The sequence below is a fragment of the Ramlibacter henchirensis genome, assembly GCF_004682015.1.
Taxonomy (GTDB): Bacteria; Pseudomonadota; Gammaproteobacteria; order Burkholderiales; family Burkholderiaceae_C; genus Ramlibacter; species Ramlibacter henchirensis.
The window spans coordinates 652,619-671,828 of record NZ_SMLM01000003.1 but is presented as its reverse complement, the minus strand read 5'-3'; the positions used below and the strand labels follow the sequence as shown (position 1 = coordinate 671,828).

The 19,210-nt window shown below is 66.9% G+C and carries 18 protein-coding genes and 1 tRNA gene; 4 read left to right on the top strand and 15 right to left on the bottom strand.

Annotated elements, in window-relative coordinates:
* The first annotated feature begins 422 nt into the window (after positions 1-422).
* Positions 423-617 carry a hypothetical protein gene (locus EZ313_RS21260; protein WP_135265300.1) on the top strand — a complete coding sequence of 65 codons (195 nt, stop codon included), beginning with the start codon at positions 423-425 and terminating at the stop codon, positions 615-617.
* A gap of 1,671 nt (positions 618-2,288) precedes the next feature.
* On the opposite strand, the gene EZ313_RS21255 is transcribed toward EZ313_RS21260, so the two are convergent.
* The 3 genes from EZ313_RS21255 to EZ313_RS21245 form a co-directional block, all read right to left on the bottom strand.
* The gene (locus tag EZ313_RS21255) at positions 2,289-3,128 is read right to left on the bottom strand and encodes a YdaU family protein (protein WP_135265299.1); all 840 of its coding nucleotides are present in this window, start codon (positions 3,126-3,128) and stop codon (positions 2,289-2,291) included.
* 11 nt (positions 3,129-3,139) lie between these two features.
* A complete protein-coding gene (locus EZ313_RS23820) occupies positions 3,140-3,388 on the bottom strand; it encodes a helix-turn-helix transcriptional regulator (RefSeq protein ID WP_135265354.1) in 249 nt (82 codons plus the stop codon).
* Between the two features lie 535 nt (positions 3,389-3,923).
* Entirely contained in the window at positions 3,924-5,231 is a 1,308-nt protein-coding gene (locus EZ313_RS21245; RefSeq protein WP_135265298.1) for a phage integrase central domain-containing protein, read from the bottom strand.
* Between the two features lie 116 nt (positions 5,232-5,347).
* Here EZ313_RS21245 and EZ313_RS21240 point away from each other — a divergent pair.
* Positions 5,348-5,436 (top strand) — tRNA-Lys (locus EZ313_RS21240).
* A 302-nt stretch (positions 5,437-5,738) separates the two neighbouring features.
* Here EZ313_RS21240 and ligD read toward each other — a convergent pair.
* Both ligD and EZ313_RS21230 read right to left on the bottom strand, forming a co-directional pair.
* Positions 5,739-6,665: a non-homologous end-joining DNA ligase gene (gene ligD / locus EZ313_RS21235; protein ID WP_135265297.1), complete on the bottom strand. Its 927-nt coding sequence runs from the start codon at positions 6,663-6,665 to the stop codon at positions 5,739-5,741.
* A gap of 49 nt (positions 6,666-6,714) precedes the next feature.
* The gene (locus tag EZ313_RS21230) at positions 6,715-6,894 is read right to left on the bottom strand and encodes a DUF3606 domain-containing protein (protein WP_135265296.1); all 180 of its coding nucleotides are present in this window, start codon (positions 6,892-6,894) and stop codon (positions 6,715-6,717) included.
* Between the two features lie 327 nt (positions 6,895-7,221).
* Between EZ313_RS21230 and EZ313_RS21225 the strand changes: the two genes are divergently transcribed.
* A complete protein-coding gene (locus tag EZ313_RS21225) occupies positions 7,222-7,659 on the top strand; it encodes a hypothetical protein (protein WP_135265295.1) in 438 nt (145 codons plus the stop codon).
* Here EZ313_RS21225 and EZ313_RS21220 read toward each other — a convergent pair.
* From EZ313_RS21220 to dapC, 9 genes are all read right to left on the bottom strand, one after another.
* Positions 7,636-8,154 (bottom strand): hypothetical protein, encoded by a 519-nt coding sequence (locus EZ313_RS21220; protein WP_135265294.1) that lies wholly within the window; start codon positions 8,152-8,154, stop codon positions 7,636-7,638. The genes EZ313_RS21225 and EZ313_RS21220 overlap by 24 nt on opposite strands.
* Positions 8,155-8,194: 40 nt before the next feature.
* Positions 8,195-10,114 carry an ABC-F family ATP-binding cassette domain-containing protein gene (locus EZ313_RS21215; RefSeq protein WP_135265293.1) on the bottom strand — a complete coding sequence of 640 codons (1,920 nt, stop codon included), beginning with the start codon at positions 10,112-10,114 and terminating at the stop codon, positions 8,195-8,197.
* 13 nt (positions 10,115-10,127) lie between these two features.
* Positions 10,128-10,925, bottom strand: coding sequence for an aspartate dehydrogenase domain-containing protein (locus EZ313_RS21210; RefSeq protein WP_135265292.1), 798 nt, complete (start codon positions 10,923-10,925; stop codon positions 10,128-10,130).
* Complete coding sequence (locus EZ313_RS21205; protein ID WP_135265291.1) at positions 10,922-11,887, bottom strand: Bug family tripartite tricarboxylate transporter substrate binding protein; 966 nt, start codon at positions 11,885-11,887, stop codon at positions 10,922-10,924. Before EZ313_RS21205 ends, EZ313_RS21210 begins: the two co-directional genes overlap by 4 nt.
* On the bottom strand, positions 11,887-12,780 hold the full coding sequence (prmB, locus tag EZ313_RS21200; RefSeq protein ID WP_135265290.1) for a 50S ribosomal protein L3 N(5)-glutamine methyltransferase: 894 nt from the start codon (positions 12,778-12,780) through the stop codon (positions 11,887-11,889). The genes EZ313_RS21205 and prmB overlap by 1 nt, the downstream gene beginning before the upstream one ends.
* A gap of 37 nt (positions 12,781-12,817) precedes the next feature.
* Positions 12,818-13,963: a succinyl-diaminopimelate desuccinylase gene (gene dapE / locus EZ313_RS21195; protein WP_135265289.1), complete on the bottom strand. Its 1,146-nt coding sequence runs from the start codon at positions 13,961-13,963 to the stop codon at positions 12,818-12,820.
* 40 nt (positions 13,964-14,003) lie between these two features.
* On the bottom strand, positions 14,004-15,164 hold the full coding sequence (locus EZ313_RS21190; protein WP_135265288.1) for a PilT/PilU family type 4a pilus ATPase: 1,161 nt from the start codon (positions 15,162-15,164) through the stop codon (positions 14,004-14,006).
* A gap of 155 nt (positions 15,165-15,319) precedes the next feature.
* Complete coding sequence (dapD, locus tag EZ313_RS21185; protein WP_135265287.1) at positions 15,320-16,144, bottom strand: 2,3,4,5-tetrahydropyridine-2,6-dicarboxylate N-succinyltransferase; 825 nt, start codon at positions 16,142-16,144, stop codon at positions 15,320-15,322.
* A 7-nt stretch (positions 16,145-16,151) separates the two neighbouring features.
* Complete coding sequence (gene dapC, locus EZ313_RS21180) at positions 16,152-17,357, bottom strand: succinyldiaminopimelate transaminase (RefSeq protein WP_135265286.1); 1,206 nt, start codon at positions 17,355-17,357, stop codon at positions 16,152-16,154.
* Positions 17,358-17,472: 115 nt separating this feature from the next.
* Between dapC and EZ313_RS21175 the strand changes: the two genes are divergently transcribed.
* A complete protein-coding gene (locus tag EZ313_RS21175) occupies positions 17,473-17,853 on the top strand; it encodes a VOC family protein (protein WP_135265285.1) in 381 nt (126 codons plus the stop codon).
* Between the two features lie 335 nt (positions 17,854-18,188).
* Here the strand turns inward: EZ313_RS21175 and EZ313_RS21165 are convergent, their stop codons facing one another.
* Positions 18,189-19,097 (bottom strand): DUF72 domain-containing protein, encoded by a 909-nt coding sequence (locus EZ313_RS21165; RefSeq protein WP_135265283.1) that lies wholly within the window; start codon positions 19,095-19,097, stop codon positions 18,189-18,191.
* Between the last annotated feature and the right edge of the window lie 113 nt (positions 19,098-19,210).

The following is a 19,210-nucleotide window of genomic DNA, read 5'->3' as shown; positions in this document are numbered from 1 at the left end:
CCCCTACATTCGAGATGGGGGTGGGAAAAGCTTGAGGGCGCATGTCTCCTGCGCTCTGTTCATAGCCTCTGGCCTGCGGGTCAGGGGCTTTTCTCTTTTTCACCGCGCAAGATGATGCAGAAGAGATCATCGGCGGCCCTACGCTTCTTACGCGCCTCGCCTGTGAGCTGATCAAACTCAGGCGCGTTGCCGCCTGCATCCCGTTGACGCGATCTTCTGCTGGTAGCTGCTCTTCGAGGTCGCTCATTGGAGGTCCATTCGAGTGAGGTTCTCATGCCTTATGAGCGCTGAGAACATTGGCCAGACAAGCCGCTCCAGGTTGTCCCCTGAGTTGGCGAGTCCTAGCCTGACACCCGCCGTGGCGCATGACCGGCGGCAATTTTGGCAAGACGGTCGTCAAGCTTTGAGGCCCTGCCGTTGCGATGCTGACAGAACTATGCGGTAAGGCCGCCGAGCTCCTGGGCTTCTGTTCCGACTGGCGCCCCGTCGACGAGCTCTCGCCGAACCTTCCGATGGTGATCTTCGTTGCGCCACCGGTCGACTACTTCACTCCCGGAGGCGAGCCGATCGAGAGTGCAGCCATGGACGTGCGAGCCCGCTTCAAGGGCGCAAAGTGATTGTCAACGCTCAGGTGCCTGCTGACGTTTTCTCGAGTTCGAGCCACGTCTAGGACCTTGAACACGCGGCAGCGCCACTTGGGCCGAGGCCAGGTAAGCAGCGTGAGCTGCTATCTGGTTCCCCCACCTGTTCCCCGGGGCACTAGGCAAAGCGCGCTTCTGCGCATCTCGTACTGCTCAACCCGCCGAGGGAAGGTGGGCTCATCGATGGGTAAACTGGCGGGTGCTCCCCGGCGCTTTGCCACGACTGAACTTTTGCGGACGCCCTCTCCGCCACATCACCCCATCCGCGCCCTCTGAACGTCAAGGGCGCGGCCCAGGAAGGCCATCGTCTGCATCGGCGGACTGCTCCTCGTCACCGGCTCGCTCGTCGGCTGGCACGCGGCGCGGACGCCGGTCATGGCCATGAGCAAGCGGCCGGCCGCAGCCGGATCCGCTCCCTCCTGGGCGGGCACTTTGACGCCGGTGTGATCTCCGGAGCAAGGCTGGGATTGGCGAAGGCGCGCTTTCGGCGTTGCGGCTGCGGGCAGCGGCTGAACAGGGCTGCGCCCCCAATCACGCTGCTTTCGATCGCAACTTCCAGAGCCATTCCGATGTCAGCTATGGGTGGCGGAAGCGGACATCAACCGGCGGATTGTTCATCCGGCGTTCCGTTTTCAGCGGACCAAAGAGACCTTGGGAGACCTCACGCCACCGCGCCTCCAAGGGACGCTTTCCCCCGGTGGCTTCAGCTGATAGAGGCACTCATTCGAGTTGATTGCCGTCAGCCAGTCTTTGGCTTTCATCTGCGCGAGTGCTCGGCGAAAGCCCTGCTCTGTCAAGCGTGCCCGATGCAGCAAGTCCAGAGTCGCCTCAACGTAAACATATCCCTCGTCATCAGCACTGTCCCCAAGTGCAAGGGCAAGCTTGAAATCTCCACCTCCTCCAGGGTATTTCATCAGCACAAGTCCGAAACACTGTCCGCTCATCCTCCGCCTCTTTGTCAACTGTCAAGTAATTCGAAATTCCAGGCACTAGCGAAACGTCGGGGGTCGAATCACCCGCAAGACAGTTCTGGCAGAAGGACCCATACGGGGGGTGGGGCACGGCTCGCCAGAACACTTAGGGCGAGGACTTGACGAAGTTGACGTGGAGACCATCGAGTTGCGCAACGAGGCTAGGCTTTCTCGCTCCTCAACAGTCGGGCTGCGCGTAGTCGGCTGAAGTGAAAGCGCCTGGAGCGGCTTCTGTATGTCGTCTTGCCAGCCGTTCCGAAATTCCCTGTCAAGCCGCCACTCCCATGCTTTCTGGTGCTGAAGGTAGCTACCAGTGCGCAGTTCGTGCTCAAAGCCGCAGGCCGCTCTGTACACGGCGGGATGTGACCACTCCCCTGTGTGCCCTGCCGCGCGCTGACCGATGCCGGCGTATGCCTCGTGCCATGCGAAATTCGGATCGAGTGCCGGCCTACAAAGGCGCCGGAATTCGCCTAGTGTCGGGGCGAAGACACGGCTTTGACAGGACCTCAGGCCCCGGCGAATCTCGGCTGCACGAAACCCCGCAAGAGCTGCCGCCCATTCGGCTTTGACGGTAGCGGCAGGCACCCCGGCGAAAAGGTCTGCGACCTTTGTGCCGAACTGCGCGTGCAGGTGAGTGAAGATCTGCTCCACCAATTGCAGTGGCATCGGGGGCTGCTCACCGAAGGAATTTGGCGTCCACGTCGATAGTGCTTTTATCCCGGACTTCATCGTCGAACCTTTCACCAGTTTGGCCGGTCAGCTCAGCGGTCGTTTGGGAGCGGCGCTCGACGAGCGTCGGCGCGCGGGCAGATGGGCTGGGTCTCGGGCTCATTGCAATCTGTGCGGCTTCGGCGAGCTGCCCCTTTACCGTGCCGAGGGCGTACGCGAACGGGTTGTGCTTGCGCATCGATCCTTCGACTGCGGCAGTGAAGTGCTGGAGCGTGGCGCCGCCTTGTAGCAGCGAGAGCAACGTAGGGTCTGCGGGGTTCACCCGGTCGATGCCTGCTTCCTTCAGCGCTTCGCACACCCGCTCTGCGTGTTCACGCACGTCAACGGCTGGAGAGTGTGTGGCATCCGCCGGGCTTGGAGATTGGGGGTTGGGGGCTGGTGTGTGGTGAGCATCGCGTTCAGTGTGCGTTCGGATTGCGCCTGCGCTGCGCACATCAGATGCGTTCGCATCGCCTTCCTGCGGATTGCGTGTACCCCATCTTGCAAATGCGCTGCGCTGCGCCTTCACTCGTTTTTCCTTGTAGTGCGCGATTTCGGACTCGCAGCGTGTATGAAGCCAACCTTGCGAGGTCTCGTGGAAGAACCTTCCGAGGACGATGCAGACCGCGTCGCGCTCGCGCTTGGACGTTGCGCGCGCCACGCGGCAAGCATCCTTGAACGCTCGTGGGATCGGCTGCTCGGTCATATAGTAGGCATCCAGCAGGCGTCGATATGCACCTTCCTCGACCATGGTTAACTGCATGGTTTTGCGTATGTGATCGCCGAGGTGATGCTCAAAAAAAATCATACGTGTGCTGGTTATGTAGTTGCCGTGTGCCGCTGTCTAACGAGTTCCGCCACCAACTTGCGGATCTCGCCCTCGCTAGAGCCGGCGATCCGCGCCTGCTGAACGGCAGCTACTTCCCTGGCAATCCAGCCTGAAGAACGGCGGCCAAGCTTTACTGGAGGTGGGAGAAGACCCGCCTTCACATCGGCGTATGCGGTTGATTGTGCGCAGCCTGTGTGCTTCGGCATTTCGGCAGGTCGAATGAATTGTTCAAGTCGCATGATGATCGGTGAAGAGAGACGGCATTGCATCCGATCAATGGGCCGCCGTCTAGAGGCAAAGAAGGCGTTCATTGCCCGCAACGCACGAGATATCTGCAGCTAGAAGCAGACGATCACACCTACTTGTAGACGGCCCTTATTTAGCGGTGCTAAATAGCTGTGGTGTCAGAACAAACGGTATGAGTGACACCGTGGTAAGAGCTTCGGACCACAGAGGGCGGGAAGTGACGGCTTTATAGAAGGCTCAATAGCTAGCTGTCTCCGGCGCGCACTCGGCTTCTTGATTTAGCGTTGCTAAACGCCCGTGGAGTGCCCAAGTGCGGAATCTTTCCGGTGAAGCTCGCCAGCCGCGAAATTGCAAGAATATGAAAGCTCGCCTCAAACCGCCAACCACGAAGACACTGCAAGCGGCGCTGGCGATCGGATGCGCTTGTGCGGCGACCTGAGTGTCTTCAACAGAGCGCCTCATCGGAGTTGCGTATCGCTCGCTGGCCTCGCTTTGCCGCTGTACCGCGCACCTGGTACCTGTGGTCGCTCAGGCGGCGCGCTTCCTTGCAATCCGTGACCAGTTCTTTGCCGGCTCCCGCTCGAGCAGCCGGTACAGAGCGTCAAGCGCCTCGCACTTCTCGGGCAGGTAGGTGTGAGCGTCGTAGTGCACCGCCTGCACGCCGCTGATGCCGTGCGACTGCAGGTGCCCGCGGATCTCACGCGAGACGCCGGCCTCGGCCAGGAGGGTCTCGATCCCGCTGCGCACCCGCTTCAGCTGGAAGCCCTCGATCCTGGCCGCGGCGCCGATCTCGGATGCCCACGCGGACAGGCTTGTCGCGTGCATCGGAGTCGTGCCCCCGTCAGTCGACAGCTTGAAGCCGGTGGCCGGCAATCGGTCCAGCTCCGTCCGCATCGGCCTGGTGATCGGCAGGAAGTGCTCGCGGGGCTCGTCGCGCTTGCCCTTCGGATCCAGCAGGCGCAGGGTGTCGCCCGCGATGTCGTTGGCGGTGAGACGGGCGAGCTGGAGCGGCCGCTGGCCACCGCTCACAACCTGCAGCCGCAGCGCCGCACCGACCGGCCCGTCGACCTCCTGCAGCGCCTTCCAGTACCGCCGCAGCTCCGCGGCCGAGAGCGGATTTTTGTCCGCCTGGCTCTTGATGGCCGCCATCCCCTCGACAGGGTTGGTCGTGACCCGATAGGCGATGAAGGAGGAGGGCAGGGCAGGGTCCGAATCGGCCCGCACGGCGCACGAGTACGCGGCCCGGACGTAGGCGCGGAGCTTCCGGGCAGTGGTCGCCTTGTCCGCCTCGGTCAGCCGGCGCACGGCCTCGACGATCTCCCGCCGCTCGACCTGCGCCGCTGGCTTGGCGGCAAGCTCCGGAAAGGCCGCCTGCAGGTGGTTCTGGAAGATGTTCTCGGCATCCCGCCAGGAGGCCTTCTGCTTGCCCTTCAGGTAGGCGACGTAGTCGGCGCACAGGGCCTTCAAGGTGTAGCGCTCGCGTGAGGCCTTCTCGTGGGCCGCAGCAGCCTGGGCAGCCGCTTCTCGCTCTCGCTGGGCGCGCAGGCCCCCGGGTGTCTCTGCGTCCTCCTTGGCCATTCCACGGGCTGCGACTGTCGCGGCAGTGATGGAGTAGCCGCGGGGAGTGGGATCGGTCGACTTCGGCGGCGCGGCGGAGTCCCATGGGCCGATCGGGGTTCGCTCGGTACGGCCCTCCCGCGTATGTCGCCAGTACAACATGACGTTGCCCGAGTTCAGGCGCCGCGCCTCAAGTGAGCCGCCATGCTCGATCTTTACCAGACGCGCCGATTGGCCGGCCTGGAGCTCCTTGATCATCTGTCCCGGGGTGACTGTCACCGACTCTCCTCCTAGTCCGTTCCCCGAGACGGTGACAGTTTCCGTGACAGTTTTCTGGCCGATGCTGTTGTCCGTCCGTGGACAACTATGGACGGTTTTAAGAGTAGAGCAAGGTCGGGAGGTTGTCTACGGATGTCCACAACTGCCTAGGGGAAGCGGACTTTTAATCCGTTGGTCGCAGGTTCGAATCCTGCACGTCCTACCACCCAAGAAGAAAAAGCCCGCCTTGAGCGGGCTTTCTTTTTGCCGCGTCAACCCGGCTGGATCGGCCGCGTCGGGCGTCACTGCGGAGGGGCGCTATTCGGAGTTCGCTGGTGCCGGAACAGCTTGACGAAGCGCGCAAGAAGCTCGGAGCTCGGCACGGGCCGGCGCGCCGGGCAGCGTCGGCCCTGTTCGCAGTTGTGATTGCAGGGACCGCACGCAGGCTTGGCGTTCGGCATGGCACTCTCCTGTGAACGACAGGTCCATGCTGCAGCGGCCGGAGTGACTGAGCTGTAGGACGCAGGCTCAACCCAGCGCACGAGCGGCGGGCAGCAGCGACTGGCGCGTCTTCCAGAAGCTCGCCCAAGGGTCCTGCTTCAGGCCGGCGAGGCGTTCGAGGGCGCTGACGATGTTCCATTCGCCGGGGCCGGAGACGCGATCCAGTTCCTCCCAGCGCACGGGCATCGACACCGAAAGCCCGGGCCGCGCACGCGCGGAGAACGCCGCCGCGGTCGTCTGCGATTGCCCGTTGCGCAGATAGTCGACGAAGACGCGGCCCACGCGGTTGCGCGGTCCCGACTTGGCCACGAACAGCTGAGGGAGCGTGCGCGCCAGGTGCTCCACCGCGCGGCGGCAGAAGGCCTTGGCCGCCGGGAAATCCGCTTCGGGGACGATCGGCACGACGACGTGGAGCCCCTTGCCCCCCGTCGTCTTGACCCAGCTGCGCAGGCCCAGCTCCCCCAGCAGGGTGCGCGTCAGCATCGCGGCCTGGCGCACCTGGTCCCACGCAACGTTCTCGCCGGGGTCGACGTCGAACACGAGCCGGTCGGGCTGCAGGACGGCGGCCGCCGTCGAATTCCAGGTGTGGATCTCGATCATCCCCAGCTGCACGGCCGCGACCAGGTCTTCGGCGGTCTCGAAAGTGATCGCCGGCGCGTGCCCCGGCCACAGCGCGGGGTCGGTTCCCTTCAGTCCCGGCAGGCCCTCGGGATGTTCCTGGAAGAAGGAAGGGCGCTTGAGGCCCTCCGGCGCCCTGCGGATGAACGCATGGCGGCCGCGCAGGTGCGGCAGCGCCCACCGGGCGACGGTCGCGTAGTAGCGCGCCAGGTCGAGTTTGGTGAACCCCGTGGAGGGATCGATCACACGGCTCGCGTGCGTGACGGTAAACGCATCGCCTCCGGCCGCCCGCGTCCGCGGCGGGGCGGCGGTGCTGCGGCGTGCGGCCGCCTTCATCGCTCGCTGCGGTCGACCGGGCGCCAAGCGCGGCGGCCCATCCGCCGGCTTACTTGTTCTTGAGGTACTCGCGAACCTTCTCGGCGCGGTCGCCGACGGCCTGCACCGCTTCCTTGACGCGCTCGGGCGTGGTGTTCAGGCTCCTGGCCCAGTCGCGCAGTTCGTAGTCCTGGTGGACGTTGATGCGCTCGCGGTCCTGGCCTTGCGATTTGCTCTTGTCGTCTGCCATGTGGATCTCCCAAGTGGATCGGAACACGGTAGCCAGACGCCCGGCGCGGCCGTGTAGGTCCGGCTCATCGGACCGCGAAGGAAAGCGGCGCACTCGGTCGGCGGCGCGGCATGCGAGTAACGCGCGTTGCGAAGATGCCGCACCCGTGTCCCAGAAGTAACCAGGCTCATCCATTGCGACACTTGTGGCGCAGCGCCTTGACAGGGCCCGTTTCCGCTCGGAAGCGGCACGTGGCGCGGGCCTCCTGCCTCATCCATATTGTTGCCGCCCGCGTGCCGGCTGTTACGCGGCGGCACACCACCCAAAAGTCGGATGGGTAGGATTCCCATGTCGCTTTCGAACGCCATGCTGATCTCTTCCGCTGCCTCCCGTTCCCATTCGTCCCCGACCTCCGTCCCGGGGCAGGAGGAGGCGATCCGGGTGGTGCTGGGGATGCTGCGCGAACACGGCATGGACGTGGTCTTCGTCGGCCAGTTCACCGAAGGCTCGCGGCGGTTCCGCGTCGTGGAGACGATCGCGCATGGGCTCGCGGCCGCAGCGGCCACCGGCGTCGACGCGGGTGACGGGCGCTCGCTCCTGGAATCGACGGTGGTCCTGCGCGACGGCCGCGTGCTGGGCAAGCTCTGCTGCGTGAGTGCGGTGACCGACCCCGCCACTTCCGAGCGCGACCTGCGCTGGCTGCGCCAGGGGGCGCTGCTGGTGGCCCGCCTGCTGGACAACGAGCAGGTGCTGCGCGAGCTCTCAGCTCAGTCGCTCAACCATTGACAGCGGCGCGGGCGGCAGCGCCAGCCCCGCTTCGCGCACGACGCGCACGCAATCCTTGATGTGCTCTTCGCCGAGGTACCGGATGGCGGCGTACCCCATCAGCGCCGCCACCGCTTGGCCCGCCACCGGAACGTAGCGCGCCGCCTGCTTGCCGCTCATGCGCACGCCCACGGCGCGGGCGAGCCGGATCACCAGGTCGCGCGTGACCACCTTGCCGACCACGAGCGAGCCGACCACCGAGATCGCCTTTTGCGCCTGTTCGCGCTGATGGCGCGGGAGCCTGTCGAGCTGCTCCGGCGTCAGCCCGAATTGCGCGTTGATCTCGGGCAGCAGGCGGCTGAGCAGCGCGGCGTCCACCGCCCAGTCCAGGCCCGGAACGGGAACGGCGCTCGCTGCCGCACCGACCACGGCACGGCGGTTGAGCAGCCGGCGGCAGGCGCGCACGCGCTCCAGCAGGAGCGGATCGCCTGCGGCCATTTGCAGCGATGTCGCCATGGCCACCGATTCTGCGGCAGGCGTGCGCGCAGCGGGACCTTCAGGCCGAAGCCTCGAGCGCCTCGAGTTCGCCGGACAGCGCCAGCCAGCGCTCTTCGGCCGCTTCCAGTTCCTGCGTGACGGTCTTCAGCCGCCGGCCCGTTTCCGCCATCTCGGCCGGCGCAAGGCCGCCCGAGAGGCGCTGCTCGAGCGCGTCCTTGTCGGCCTGCAGGCCGGCCATGCGCTGCTCGGCCTGCGCCAGCTCCTTCCTCAGCTGCTTCGCGCGAGCGGTCGCCTGCTGGCGGGCCGCGGCATCCGCGCGGCGCTGCTCTTGCGGAGCCGGCGCTTCGACCACGCTGGCCGCCGCCGACTCCAGCCGGGCCGCTTCGCGCAGCCGCTTCGCTTCGTCGAGCAGGTAGCGCTGGTAGTCGTCCAGGTCGCCGTCGAACGGCCCCACCTTGCCGCCGCCGACCAGCCAGAACTCGTCGCACACGGCGCGCAGCAGGGCCCGGTCGTGGCTGACCAGCAGCACCGTGCCTTCGAATTCGTTCAGCGCGACCGACAGCGCTTCGCGCGTGGCCAGGTCCAGGTGGTTGGTCGGCTCGTCCAGCAGCAGCAGGTTGGGGCGCTGCCAGACGATCATCGCCAGCACCAGTCGGGCCTTCTCGCCGCCGCTCATGGTGCCCACGGCATGCGCGACCATGTCGCCGGAGAAGTTGAAGCTGCCCAGGAAGTTGCGCAACTCCTGCTCGCGCGCCTGCGGGCCGACGTCACGCGCCAGCCGCACCATGTGTTCCAGCGGATTGCTGTCGGGCGTGAGCACGTCCAGCTCCTGCTGCGCGAAGTAGCCGATGTGCAGGCCCTTGCCTTCGGTGAGCGTGCCGCCCAGTGCGGGGATCTGCCGTGCGATGGTCTTGACCAGCGTGGACTTGCCCTGGCCATTGGCGCCGAGGATGCCGATGCGCTGGCCCGCCAGCACGGAGCGGTTGACGTTGCGCAGGACGACCTTCTCGCCGTAACCCAGCTGCGCATCGCCGATCACCAGCATCGGGTTCGGCAGGTTCGCCGGCTCCTTGAACTCGAAGCCGAACTCCGCCTCGGCCAGCACGGGCGCGATCTTCTCCATGCGCTCCAGCGCCTTGACGCGGCTTTGCGCCTGGCGCGCCTTCGTGGCCTTGGCCTTGAAGCGGTCGATGAACTTCTGCAGGTGCGCGATGCGCTCCTGCTGCCGCGTGAACGCCGACTGCTGCTGCTCGAGCTGCTGCGCGCGCAGCGTCTCGAACGAGCTGTAGTTGCCGCCGTAGCGAGTGAGCTTGTTGTTCTCGATGTGCAGCGTCACGTTCGTCACCGCATCCAGGAACTCGCGGTCGTGGCTGATCACCACCAGCGTGCCGGCGTAGCGCTGCAGCCAGCTTTCCAGCCAGACCAGGGCGTCCAGGTCCAGGTGGTTGGTGGGCTCGTCCAGCAGCAGCAGGTCCGACGGACACATCAGCGCCCGCGCAAGCTGCAGCCGCATGCGCCAGCCGCCGGAGAAGCTGTTCACCGGCAGGCCGAGTTCGGCCACCTTGAAGCCGAGGCCGAGGATCAGCGCCTGCGCGCGCGGCACGGCGTCGTGCTCGCCCGCGTCGCCCAGGTCGGAGTGGGCGTGCGCGATCCGCATGCCGTCTCCCGAAACCTCGGCCTGCGCCAGCTCGTCGCGGAGTTCCATCAGGCGCGTGTCGCCGCCCAGCACGAAGGCGGTGGCGCTCTCGTCCGTTTCGGGCATGTGCTGCGCGACCTGCGACAAACGCCACTGCGCCGGAATGGAGAACTCGCCGGCATCCTCGTGCAGGCTGCCGTTGAAGAGGGCGAACAGGCTGGACTTGCCGGCGCCGTTGCGGCCGACCAAACCGACTTTTTCGCCGGGGTTGAGGGTCACCGACACCTTGTCCAGCAGCACCTTGGCGCCGCGGCGCAGGGTCAGGTTGCGCAGCGTGATCATGAAGAAGGAAAACTCAAATGAAGTCGGGACTGTCGGGAACGCCCGCCGCGCGGCGGATCGAGCGCCACTGCGACTCGAACATCTCGGTGCCGGAGACGCCGGCCATCGGCTGCTCCTTTTCCAGGCGCAGCAGGGCGCCGCCGGCGCCGATGGCCTCGACCAGGATGCGGCCTCGCTCGTAGCCGGGCACCGCCACCAGCCGCGCATGGCACGCGTCCAGGCCGGTGGTGGCCAGCGCGCACGTCACCATCGTGTTGACGTTGCGCGGGAACAGGTCGGCGATGCCGCGCACCGGGCCGTCGTACACCACGGTCTCGCCGCGGATCATGGACGGGTCCAGCCCCGACTCGCTGAAGTCGATGTGGGCCGGGTTCTTCCAGAAGGTGATGGACACGCGCTTCCAGCGGCCCTCGGCAAGGTTGTCGGTGCCCATGAGCGCGCCGTGCGGCACGAGCAGGCGCGTGCCGTGCCCGCGCGCCGTCGCCAGCAGGCGTTCACGAAGCTCGTCATCCGCCAGTGCGGTCACCGAAAGCGGCAGGTAGTCGGAGTGCCGCAGCAGCGATTCGCCCCAACGGCGGGTGTACTCGGGGTGCGCCATCTCCACCACCAGGTCGGGCGTGCGCGACGCCGCATCGGCCAGGTCGTCCAATCGCAAACCGGAGGGCACTTCGGCGACCGCGGGCGTGCTGCGGTTGTGCACGAACGCGACTGCGAAGTGCGGATCGGACCGCAGCCGCTCGAAGACCTGCCGGCCGATGAAGCCGAAGCCGATCAGCCCGACGCGCCGCGGGGCCGCGGCCGGCCGTGTCATTGCGGCACCCAGCCGGACGACTTGATGATCGGGTCCCAGTAGCGCGTGTCCGCGGCGATGCGCTCCGCCAGCGCGGCGGGCGTGCCGGTGGTGGGCTCGAACACCAGCTTGACCATGCGCTCGCGCACGTCTGGCTGCGCGAGCACCTTGGCCACGGCGGCGTTGATGCGCTGGACTGCGGGCGTGGGCGTTCCGGCCGGCGCGAACAGGCCCAGCCAGAAGTTGAAGTCCAGCTTCATGCCCTGTTCGTTGAAGGTCGGCACGTCGGGCAGCTGCGGCGCGCGGCGCGTGTCGATGGTGGCGATCACGCGCAGCTTGTCGGTGGCGTGGAACTCCAGGAAGTCGCCCAGCGCGGTGATGCCCGCCGGCACCTGCCCCGCGGCGAGGTCGGCCACCAGAGGTTGCGAACCGCGGTAGGGAACGGCCGCCACCGGCACTCCGGCGGCGCGCGAGATCGTCGCCAGGCTGAATTGCTGCAGGCTGCCCGGCGCGGGCACGCCGACGCTCGCGCGCGCGGGGTTCGCCTTCAGCCAAGCGAGGTACTCGGCCAGGTTCTTCACGCCCGTGTTGGAGGCGACCGCGAGCGCGCCGAGGTAGCGGGCGACCTGCGCGACCGGAACGAAGTCCTTGGCGACGTCGAAGCCCGGATTGCGCACGGTCAGCGGGATGGTGACCATCGTGTGGTCGGGCGACAGCAGCAAGGTGCGGCCATCCGGTGCGGCCTGCTTCAGCGCCTGGGCCGCGATCTGCCCGCCGGCCCCGGCGCGCACCTCGACCACCACGGGCACGCCCAGCTCGTCCTTGAGCTTGTCGGCCAGCACGCGGCCGACCACGTCGATCGTGCCACCGGCCGGGAAGCCGACGAGGATGCGGATCGGCCCCGCGAGCGCCTGCGCGAACAGCGGCCCCGCGCCGGCGGCAGCCAGGGCGGCGAGAGTGGTGCGGCGGGTGATGGCGGACATCAGCGTTCCTGGCGGGGCGAGGGCAGCGATTTTCGCACCAGCGCCTCACGCGTCAGCAGCAGGACCTGGTCCGCTCCCGCGCTCGTTTCGAGCCAGACGGCTTCGAGGCGCGGGAAGGCGCGCTCGAAGTTGTCGCGCTCGTTGCCGATCTCGAGCACGAGGACGGCTTGTTCGCTCATCTTCGCGGGCGCGTCGCGGAGCAGGTCGCGCACGAAGTCCATCCCGTCCTCGCCGCCGGCCAGCGCGAGCTTGGGCTCGGCGCGGTACTCCGGCGGCAGCTGCGACAGGCTCGTGCTGTTGACGTAGGGCGGGTTGCAGAGGATCAGGTCGTAGGGTCCGTCTACGTCCTGCAGTCCGTCCGAGCGCAATAGCCGGATGCGGTCCTGCAACCCGTGCCGCTCGACGTTGAGGCGGGCGACCTCGAGCGCCTCCGCCGAGAGGTCGGCGCCGTCGACCACCACGTCCGGGTAAGTCATCGCCGCCAGCACGGCCAGGCTGCCGTTGCCGGTGCACAGGTCCAGCACGCGGCGGGTGTGCTCGCCCAGCCATGAGTCAACGGTGCCGTCGGCCAGCAGTTCGGCGATGAAGCTGCGCGGCACGATCGTCCGCTCATCGACGTGGAAGGGCACGCCCTGCAGCCAGGCTTCGCCGGTGAGATAGGCGGCAGGCTTGCGGGTCGTGATGCGCTCTTCGATGAGGGCTCGCACCCTCGCGGCCGCCTCCTCGTCCACCTCGTCGTGTTCGTGGTCTTCCAGGGCGTCCAGCGGCAGGCCAAGCTTCCAGAGAACCAGCCAGGCCGCTTCGTCGAAGGCGTTGGTGGTGCCGTGGCCGAAGGCGACGCCGGCCTGCCGCAGCCGGTCGGCGCAGGAGTCGATGAGCTGCAGAAGGGTCATGCGGGAAGTTTGCGTCATCCCGCGACGCAAGCGGAGGTCAGGCCCCGAGCAGCTCCAGCGTGCGCCGGTAGATGTCCTTCAGCGGTTCGATGTCGGCCACCGCCACGTGCTCGTCGATCTTGTGGATCGTGGCGTTGACCGGGCCGAGTTCCACCACCTGCGGACAGATCTGCGAGATGAAGCGCCCGTCGCTGGTGCCGCCGGTGGTCGAGAGCTGCGTTTCCACGCCGGCAACATCGCGGATGGCCTGCCGGGCAGCGTCGACCAACTTGCCGGGACGGGTCAGGAAGGGCTGACCGCCCAGCGTCCAGTCCAGCCGGTACTCCAGTCCGTGCCGGTCGAGCACCTCGTGCACGCGCTGGCGCAGCCCGTCGGGCGTCGACTCGGTGGAGAAGCGGAAGTTGAAGTCCACCACGACTTCGCCCGGGATGATGTTGGTGGCGCCGGTGCCGCCGTGGATGTTGCTCACCTGGAAGCTGGTGGACGGGAAGAACTCGTTGCCGCGGTCCCATTCGATCGCCGCCAGTTCGGCCACCGCCGGCATGGCTTGGTGGATCGGGTTGCGGGCCAGCTGCGGGTAGGCGATGTGGCCCTGCACGCCTTTCACGGCCAGCTTGCCCGAGAGGCTGCCTCGGCGCCCGTTCTTGATCATGTCGCCCAGGCGGCTAACCGAGCTGGGTTCGCCGACGATGCAGAAGTCCAGGCGTTCGCCGCGCGACTTGAGCCGTTCGCAGACGACCACCGTGCCGTCGAGCGCCGGGCCTTCCTCGTCGCTGGTGATCAGCAGGGCGATCGACAGGTCCGGATCGGGCCGCGCCGCCAGGAATTCCTCCACCGCGACGACGAAGGCGGCGATGGACGTCTTCATGTCCGCCGCGCCGCGGCCGTACAGCTTGCCGTCGCGGTGCGCGGGGACGAAAGGATCGCTGCTCCATTGCTCCAGCGGGCCGGTGGGCACGACATCGGTGTGGCCGGCGAACACCAGCGTCGGCGCGTCGGGCCTGGAGGAGGGCCGCTTGGCCCAGAGATTGGTGACGCGAAAGCTCTCCGGGCCGCTCGTGATGGTCTCGCAGTCGAAGCCCAGGGGCTCGAGACGCGCGCGCAGCAACTGCTGGCAGCCGCCGTCCTCGGGCGTGACGGAGCGGCGCGAGATCAGCTGCTCGGTGAGGTGGAGGGTCTTCATGGGATGCACGTCATTCCCGCCTCCGCGGGAACGACGATTTTCAGTGTTTCACGTCGAGCGTGATCTCGGTGAACGAGGGCTCGTCCGACAGGTCCTCTTCGCTCGCGCCTTCCTCGGCCCGGTCCGCCGCGGCGCCCTGGCCGAAGTCGTTCTGCAGGCGCCATTGCAGGTTGGTGGGCGAGTCGGCGTTGGCGATGCCTTCCTTCTTGTCCACCACACCGTCGACGATCAGCTTGGCGATGGCCTGCTCGAAGGTCTGCGAGCCCTCGGCCATGGACTTCTCCATCGCTTCCTTCACGCCGGAGAAGTCGCCCTTCTCGATCAGTTCCGACACCAGCTTGGTGTTGAGCATCACCTCCACCGCAGGCACGCGCCCGCCGTGGACGGTGCGCAGCAGCCGCTGCGAGACGATGCCCTTCATGGCCGCCGCGAGGTCGCCCAGCATCGTGGGGCGCACCTCGACGGGGTAGAACGAGAGGACGCGGTTGAGCGCCTGGTAGCTGTTGTTGGCGTGCATGGTGGCCAGGCACAGGTGGCCGGACTGCGCGTAGGCGATGGCGGCCGACATCGTCTCTCGATCGCGGATTTCGCCGATCAGGATCACGTCGGGCGCCTGGCGCAGCGCGTTCTTCAGCGCGGTCTGCATCGACTGGGTGTCGCTGCCGACCTCGCGCTGGTTGACCACCGACTTCTTGTTCTTGAACAGGAATTCGACCGGGTCCTCGATCGTCAGGATGTGGCCGGCCGCCTTCTCGTTGCGGTAGTCCATCATCGCCGCCAGCGTGGTGCTCTTGCCGGCGCCGGTGGCGCCCACCATCAGCAGCAGGCCGCGCTTGGCCATGATCAGGTCGCCCAGGATCATGGGGACGTTGAGTGATTCCAGCGGCGGGATCTCGGTGGTGATGTAGCGGATCACCGCGGCATAGGTGCCGCGCTGGCGCATTGCCGAGAAGCGGAAGTTGCCCACGCCCTCGATGGCGTGCGCCATGTTCAATTCGCCCGTCTCCTCCAGCTCCGTCATGCGGCGCGCCGGCAGCACTTCGGCCAGCAGCGCCTTGGGCGCGTCGGCCGGCAGCAGCTGGTTGTTGATCGGCACGCACTGGCCGTTGATCTTGATCAGGGCGGGCGCGTTGGCGGACAGGTAGACGTCCGACGCCTTCTTCTCGCCCATCAGGCGCAGGATGCGCTCCATCGTGCTCATGTTCCCCTCCGGTTGTTCAGGACAGCTGTACGCAAGACACGTACGCAGAAAACGCTGAGGTTACGCAGAAAGCGCTGAAAAAGAACGAAGTCTTCAGACTTTCTGCGATTTCTGCGTGATCTCTGCGTTTTCAGCGTACGGGAGTTGCAACGCCCTCAGGGCCGGAGGAGGTCGTTCAGGCTGGTCTTGGCGCGGGTCTGGGCGTCCACCCGCTTGACGATGATGGCGGCGTACAGGCTGTACTTGCCGCCGTCCTTCGGCAGGCTGCCGGAGATCACCACCGAGCCGGCCGGGATGCGGCCGTAGCTCACCTCGCCGGTGGCGCGGTCGTAGATGGGGGTGCTCTGGCCGATGTACACGCCCATGGAGACGACCGAGTTCTCCTCGACGATCACGCCTTCCACGATCTCGGAGCGGGCGCCGATGAAGCAGTTGTCCTCGATGATGGTCGGGTTGGCCTGCAGCGGCTCCAGCACGCCGCCCAAGCCGACGCCGCCGGACAGGTGCACGTTCTTGCCCACCTGCGCGCAGGAACCGACCGTGGCCCAGGTGTCCACCATCGTGCCTTCGTCGACATAGGCGCCGATGTTGACGTAGCTGGGCATCAGCACTGCGCCTTTGGCGATGAAGCTGCCGCGGCGTGCCACGGCGGGCGGCACCACGCGAACGCCAGTGGCCGCCATCTCCTCGGGCGAGAGGTGGGCGAACTTGGTCTGCACCTTGTCGAAGAAGGCCAGCTCGCCGGACTTCATCAGCTCGTTGTCCTTGAGGCGGAACGACAGCAGCACCGCCTTCTTGATCCACTGGTGCACGGTCCATTTGCCCACGGCCTCGCGGGTGGCCACGCGCAGGCGGCCATGGTTCAACTCGGCGATGACGTGCTCGACCGCCTCGGTCACTTCCCTGGGCGCGCCCTTGGGGGAGAGGCTCGCGCGGTTCTCCCAGGCGGCGTCGATGGTCTGTTGCAGTTGTGCGGTCATGGATGGTTCAGGCGGAATGTTGTTGGATGAATCGGGCGATGCGCTGCGCGGCTTCGAGGCATTCGGCGGTCTGGGCCACCAGCGCCATGCGCACCCGGCCGGCGCCGGGGTTGCGGCCGCCGCTCTCGCGGGCCAGGAAGCTCCCGGGCAGGACCGTCACATTGTATTGAGCCAGCAGCTCGCGGGCGAAAGCCTGGTCGTCGCCGCCGGGCACGCCGGCCCAGAGGTAGAAGCTCGCATCGGGCAGGCGCACGTCCAGCACGTCCGTGAGCACCGGCGTGACTTCGGCGAACTTGCGGCGGTACTGCGCGCGGTTCTCTTCGACGTGCCGCTCATCGCCCCACGCGACGATGCTGGCGGCCTGCACCGGCGGCGCCATCGCGCTGCCGTGGTAGGTACGGTACAGCGCGAAGGCTTTCAGCAGTTGCGCATCGCCGGCCACGAAGCCGCTGCGCATGCCGGGCACGTTGCTGCGCTTGGACAGGCTGGTGAACGAGACCAGCCGCCGGAAATCGGCGCGCCCCAGTTTGGCCGCCGCTTCCATGCCGCCCAGCGGCGGTTCGTCGCGGAAGTAGATCTCGCTGTAGCACTCGTCCGAGGCGATCACGAAACCATGGCGGTCCGAGAGCTCGAACAGCTTGCGCCACTCCTCCAGCGGCATCACCGCGCCCGTGGGATTGCCGGGCGAGCAGACGTACAGCAGCTGTGTCCGGGCCCAGACGCCCGCAGGCACGCTGTCCCAGTCGACCGCGAAGTTGCGCGCCGGGTCCGAGGGCGCGTAGTACGGCTGCGCGCCCGCGAGAAGGGCTGCGCCTTCGTAGATTTGATAGAACGGATTCGGGCAGACCACGACCGGCCGCCTGGTCGGATCGATCACCGTTTGCGCGAACGCGAACAGGGCCTCGCGCGAGCCGTTCACCGGCAGCACCTGCGTGGCCGGGTCCACCTTCAGGCCGTAGCGGCGGCCCAGCCAGCCGCTGAAGGCTTCGCGCAGCGCGGGTGTTCCGATCGTGGGCGGGTAGGCGGCGAAGTCCGTGCCGGGGGTTTCGATGGCTTGGGCGAAGGCCTGCTTGATGAAGGCGGGCGTCGCGTGCTTCGGTTCGCCGATGCCCAGGCTGATCGGGCGGTACGCGGGATTCGGGGTCACGCCCGCGAACAGTTGCCGCAGCCGCTCGAAGGGGTAGGGCTGCAGGCGGGCCAGGAGGGGATTCATGGGTGCGGATTATCGGTTGCGTTGCCATGCCGACTTCGCCACGGCCGGGCTCGGCAGCTTGAAACGCCGCACCCGCCCACTATCCTTGACGCCACATTTCGCAAGGAGACCCGCCATGCTGTCCGAAAGCGCCGTGACCACCATGCTGCCCGTCGTCGACATGCAGCGCGCGAGGGCCTTCTACGAGGGCAAGCTGGGCCTGCGCGCCGATGGCTCGCTGCCCGACGGGAAAGTGCTCTACCACGTCGGCGGGTCGACGGTCGCCCTGTTCCCTCGCGAGCAGGCCACCAAGGCCGAGCACACGGCGCTGAGCTTCGAGGTACGCGACATCGCCTCCGAAATCCGCCAGCTGGAAAAAGCCGGCGTGAAGTTCGAGGACTACGACATGCCGGGGCTGAAGACGGAGAACCATGTGTGCGTCCTCGGGTCGGAGAAGGCGGCGTGGTTCTACGACACGGAGGGGAATTGCCTTTGCCTGCACGAGGAGGTGGCCTGAGAGCTGTCTTTGCTCCCTCTCCCTCTGGGAGAGGAAGTTGAAACGGACTTCTCACCCCGCTCGTCCCACAAATCGCCCGGGCCAGGCACGGCCTGCCGCGTGGAAGCCGTGTGCTTGATCGAGCAGTTGAAGAACCCCCCGCGCCATCTTCGTCATCCCCGCGAAGGCGGGGATCCAGTGCTTCCCGAACAGTCCGCGAAAGCGGACGCACTGGATTCCCGCCTTCGCGGGAATGACGGTCAATGGCGGGGATCTGCGGGCCGAATGAGCCACCGCGTCTGAAGCGGCAGGCGGGGCTCGCCTGCCGCCGCCCCGGACGCCGAAGGACCCACGATTCACCCTGCCCACCGCCCCGTCGGCGAAACCTCCAGCGGCAACCCCAACGCCACCATCAACTCCCGCGCGTTGTCCGGCGCGTGCAGCTTGTCCGTGTTGTCGAAATAGCAGTACACGTCCCGCGCCTCACGCTTCCCGGGTGCCTTCCGCGAGATCAGCCGCGCATCCTTCGGCTGCCCGCCATTCCTCCACGCATCGATGCGCCGCGCCCAGTCCTCGATCTGCTCCGGCGTGTAACGGCTCTTGTACAACTCGGTCGACCCGTGCAGCCGCATGTAGACGAAATCGGCCGTCACGTCCTCGTAGAGCGGCCAGGGGTTGGGCGTGTCCGCCACCACCCAGGCGATGCCGTACCGACGCAGGAGGTCGATGAAGGCCGTGTCCACGAAGGACTCGTGCCGCACCTCGACGCAATGCCGCAGCCGCTGCCGGTGAACGGGCTCCAGCAGCTCGTGGCCCTTCAGCCGGTAGTCGTGCTGCATCGCCACCTTCGCCGCGGTCGCGGTCGTCTTCGGGAGGGACGCGAAGAACTGCTCGAACAGCTCCAGGTTCAGCCGCATCTGCGGCGGGAACTGCCACAGGATCGGCCCCAGCTTGTCGCCAAGTGCAAACAGCCCCGAAGCGAAGAAGTTGCCCATGGCCGCCTCGATGTTGCGCAGCTTCAGCATGTGCGTGATGAATCGCCCACCCTTGACGGCGAAGACGAATCCCGGCGGCGTCTGCTCCGCCCACATGGCGTAGCTGGAAGGGCGCTGCAGCGAATAGAACGAGCCATTGAGCTCGATGCTGTTGAAGTGCCGGGCGGCGTGCCACAGCTCCTTCGACTGGGCCAGGCCACGGGGATAGAAGTTGCCCCGCCACGGTTCGTAACGCCAGCCTGAAACACCGATGAACACCTTGCCCGCCATGCCGGTTTCTTAGCAAGGCGGCCCGTCTGCGCCGTGTCGGCGCTTACCGCTTGTTGCAGGCGGAGGCGGGCGTTTCCGGGTGTCGGGCCCTGCAACTCAACGGGTATCATCCG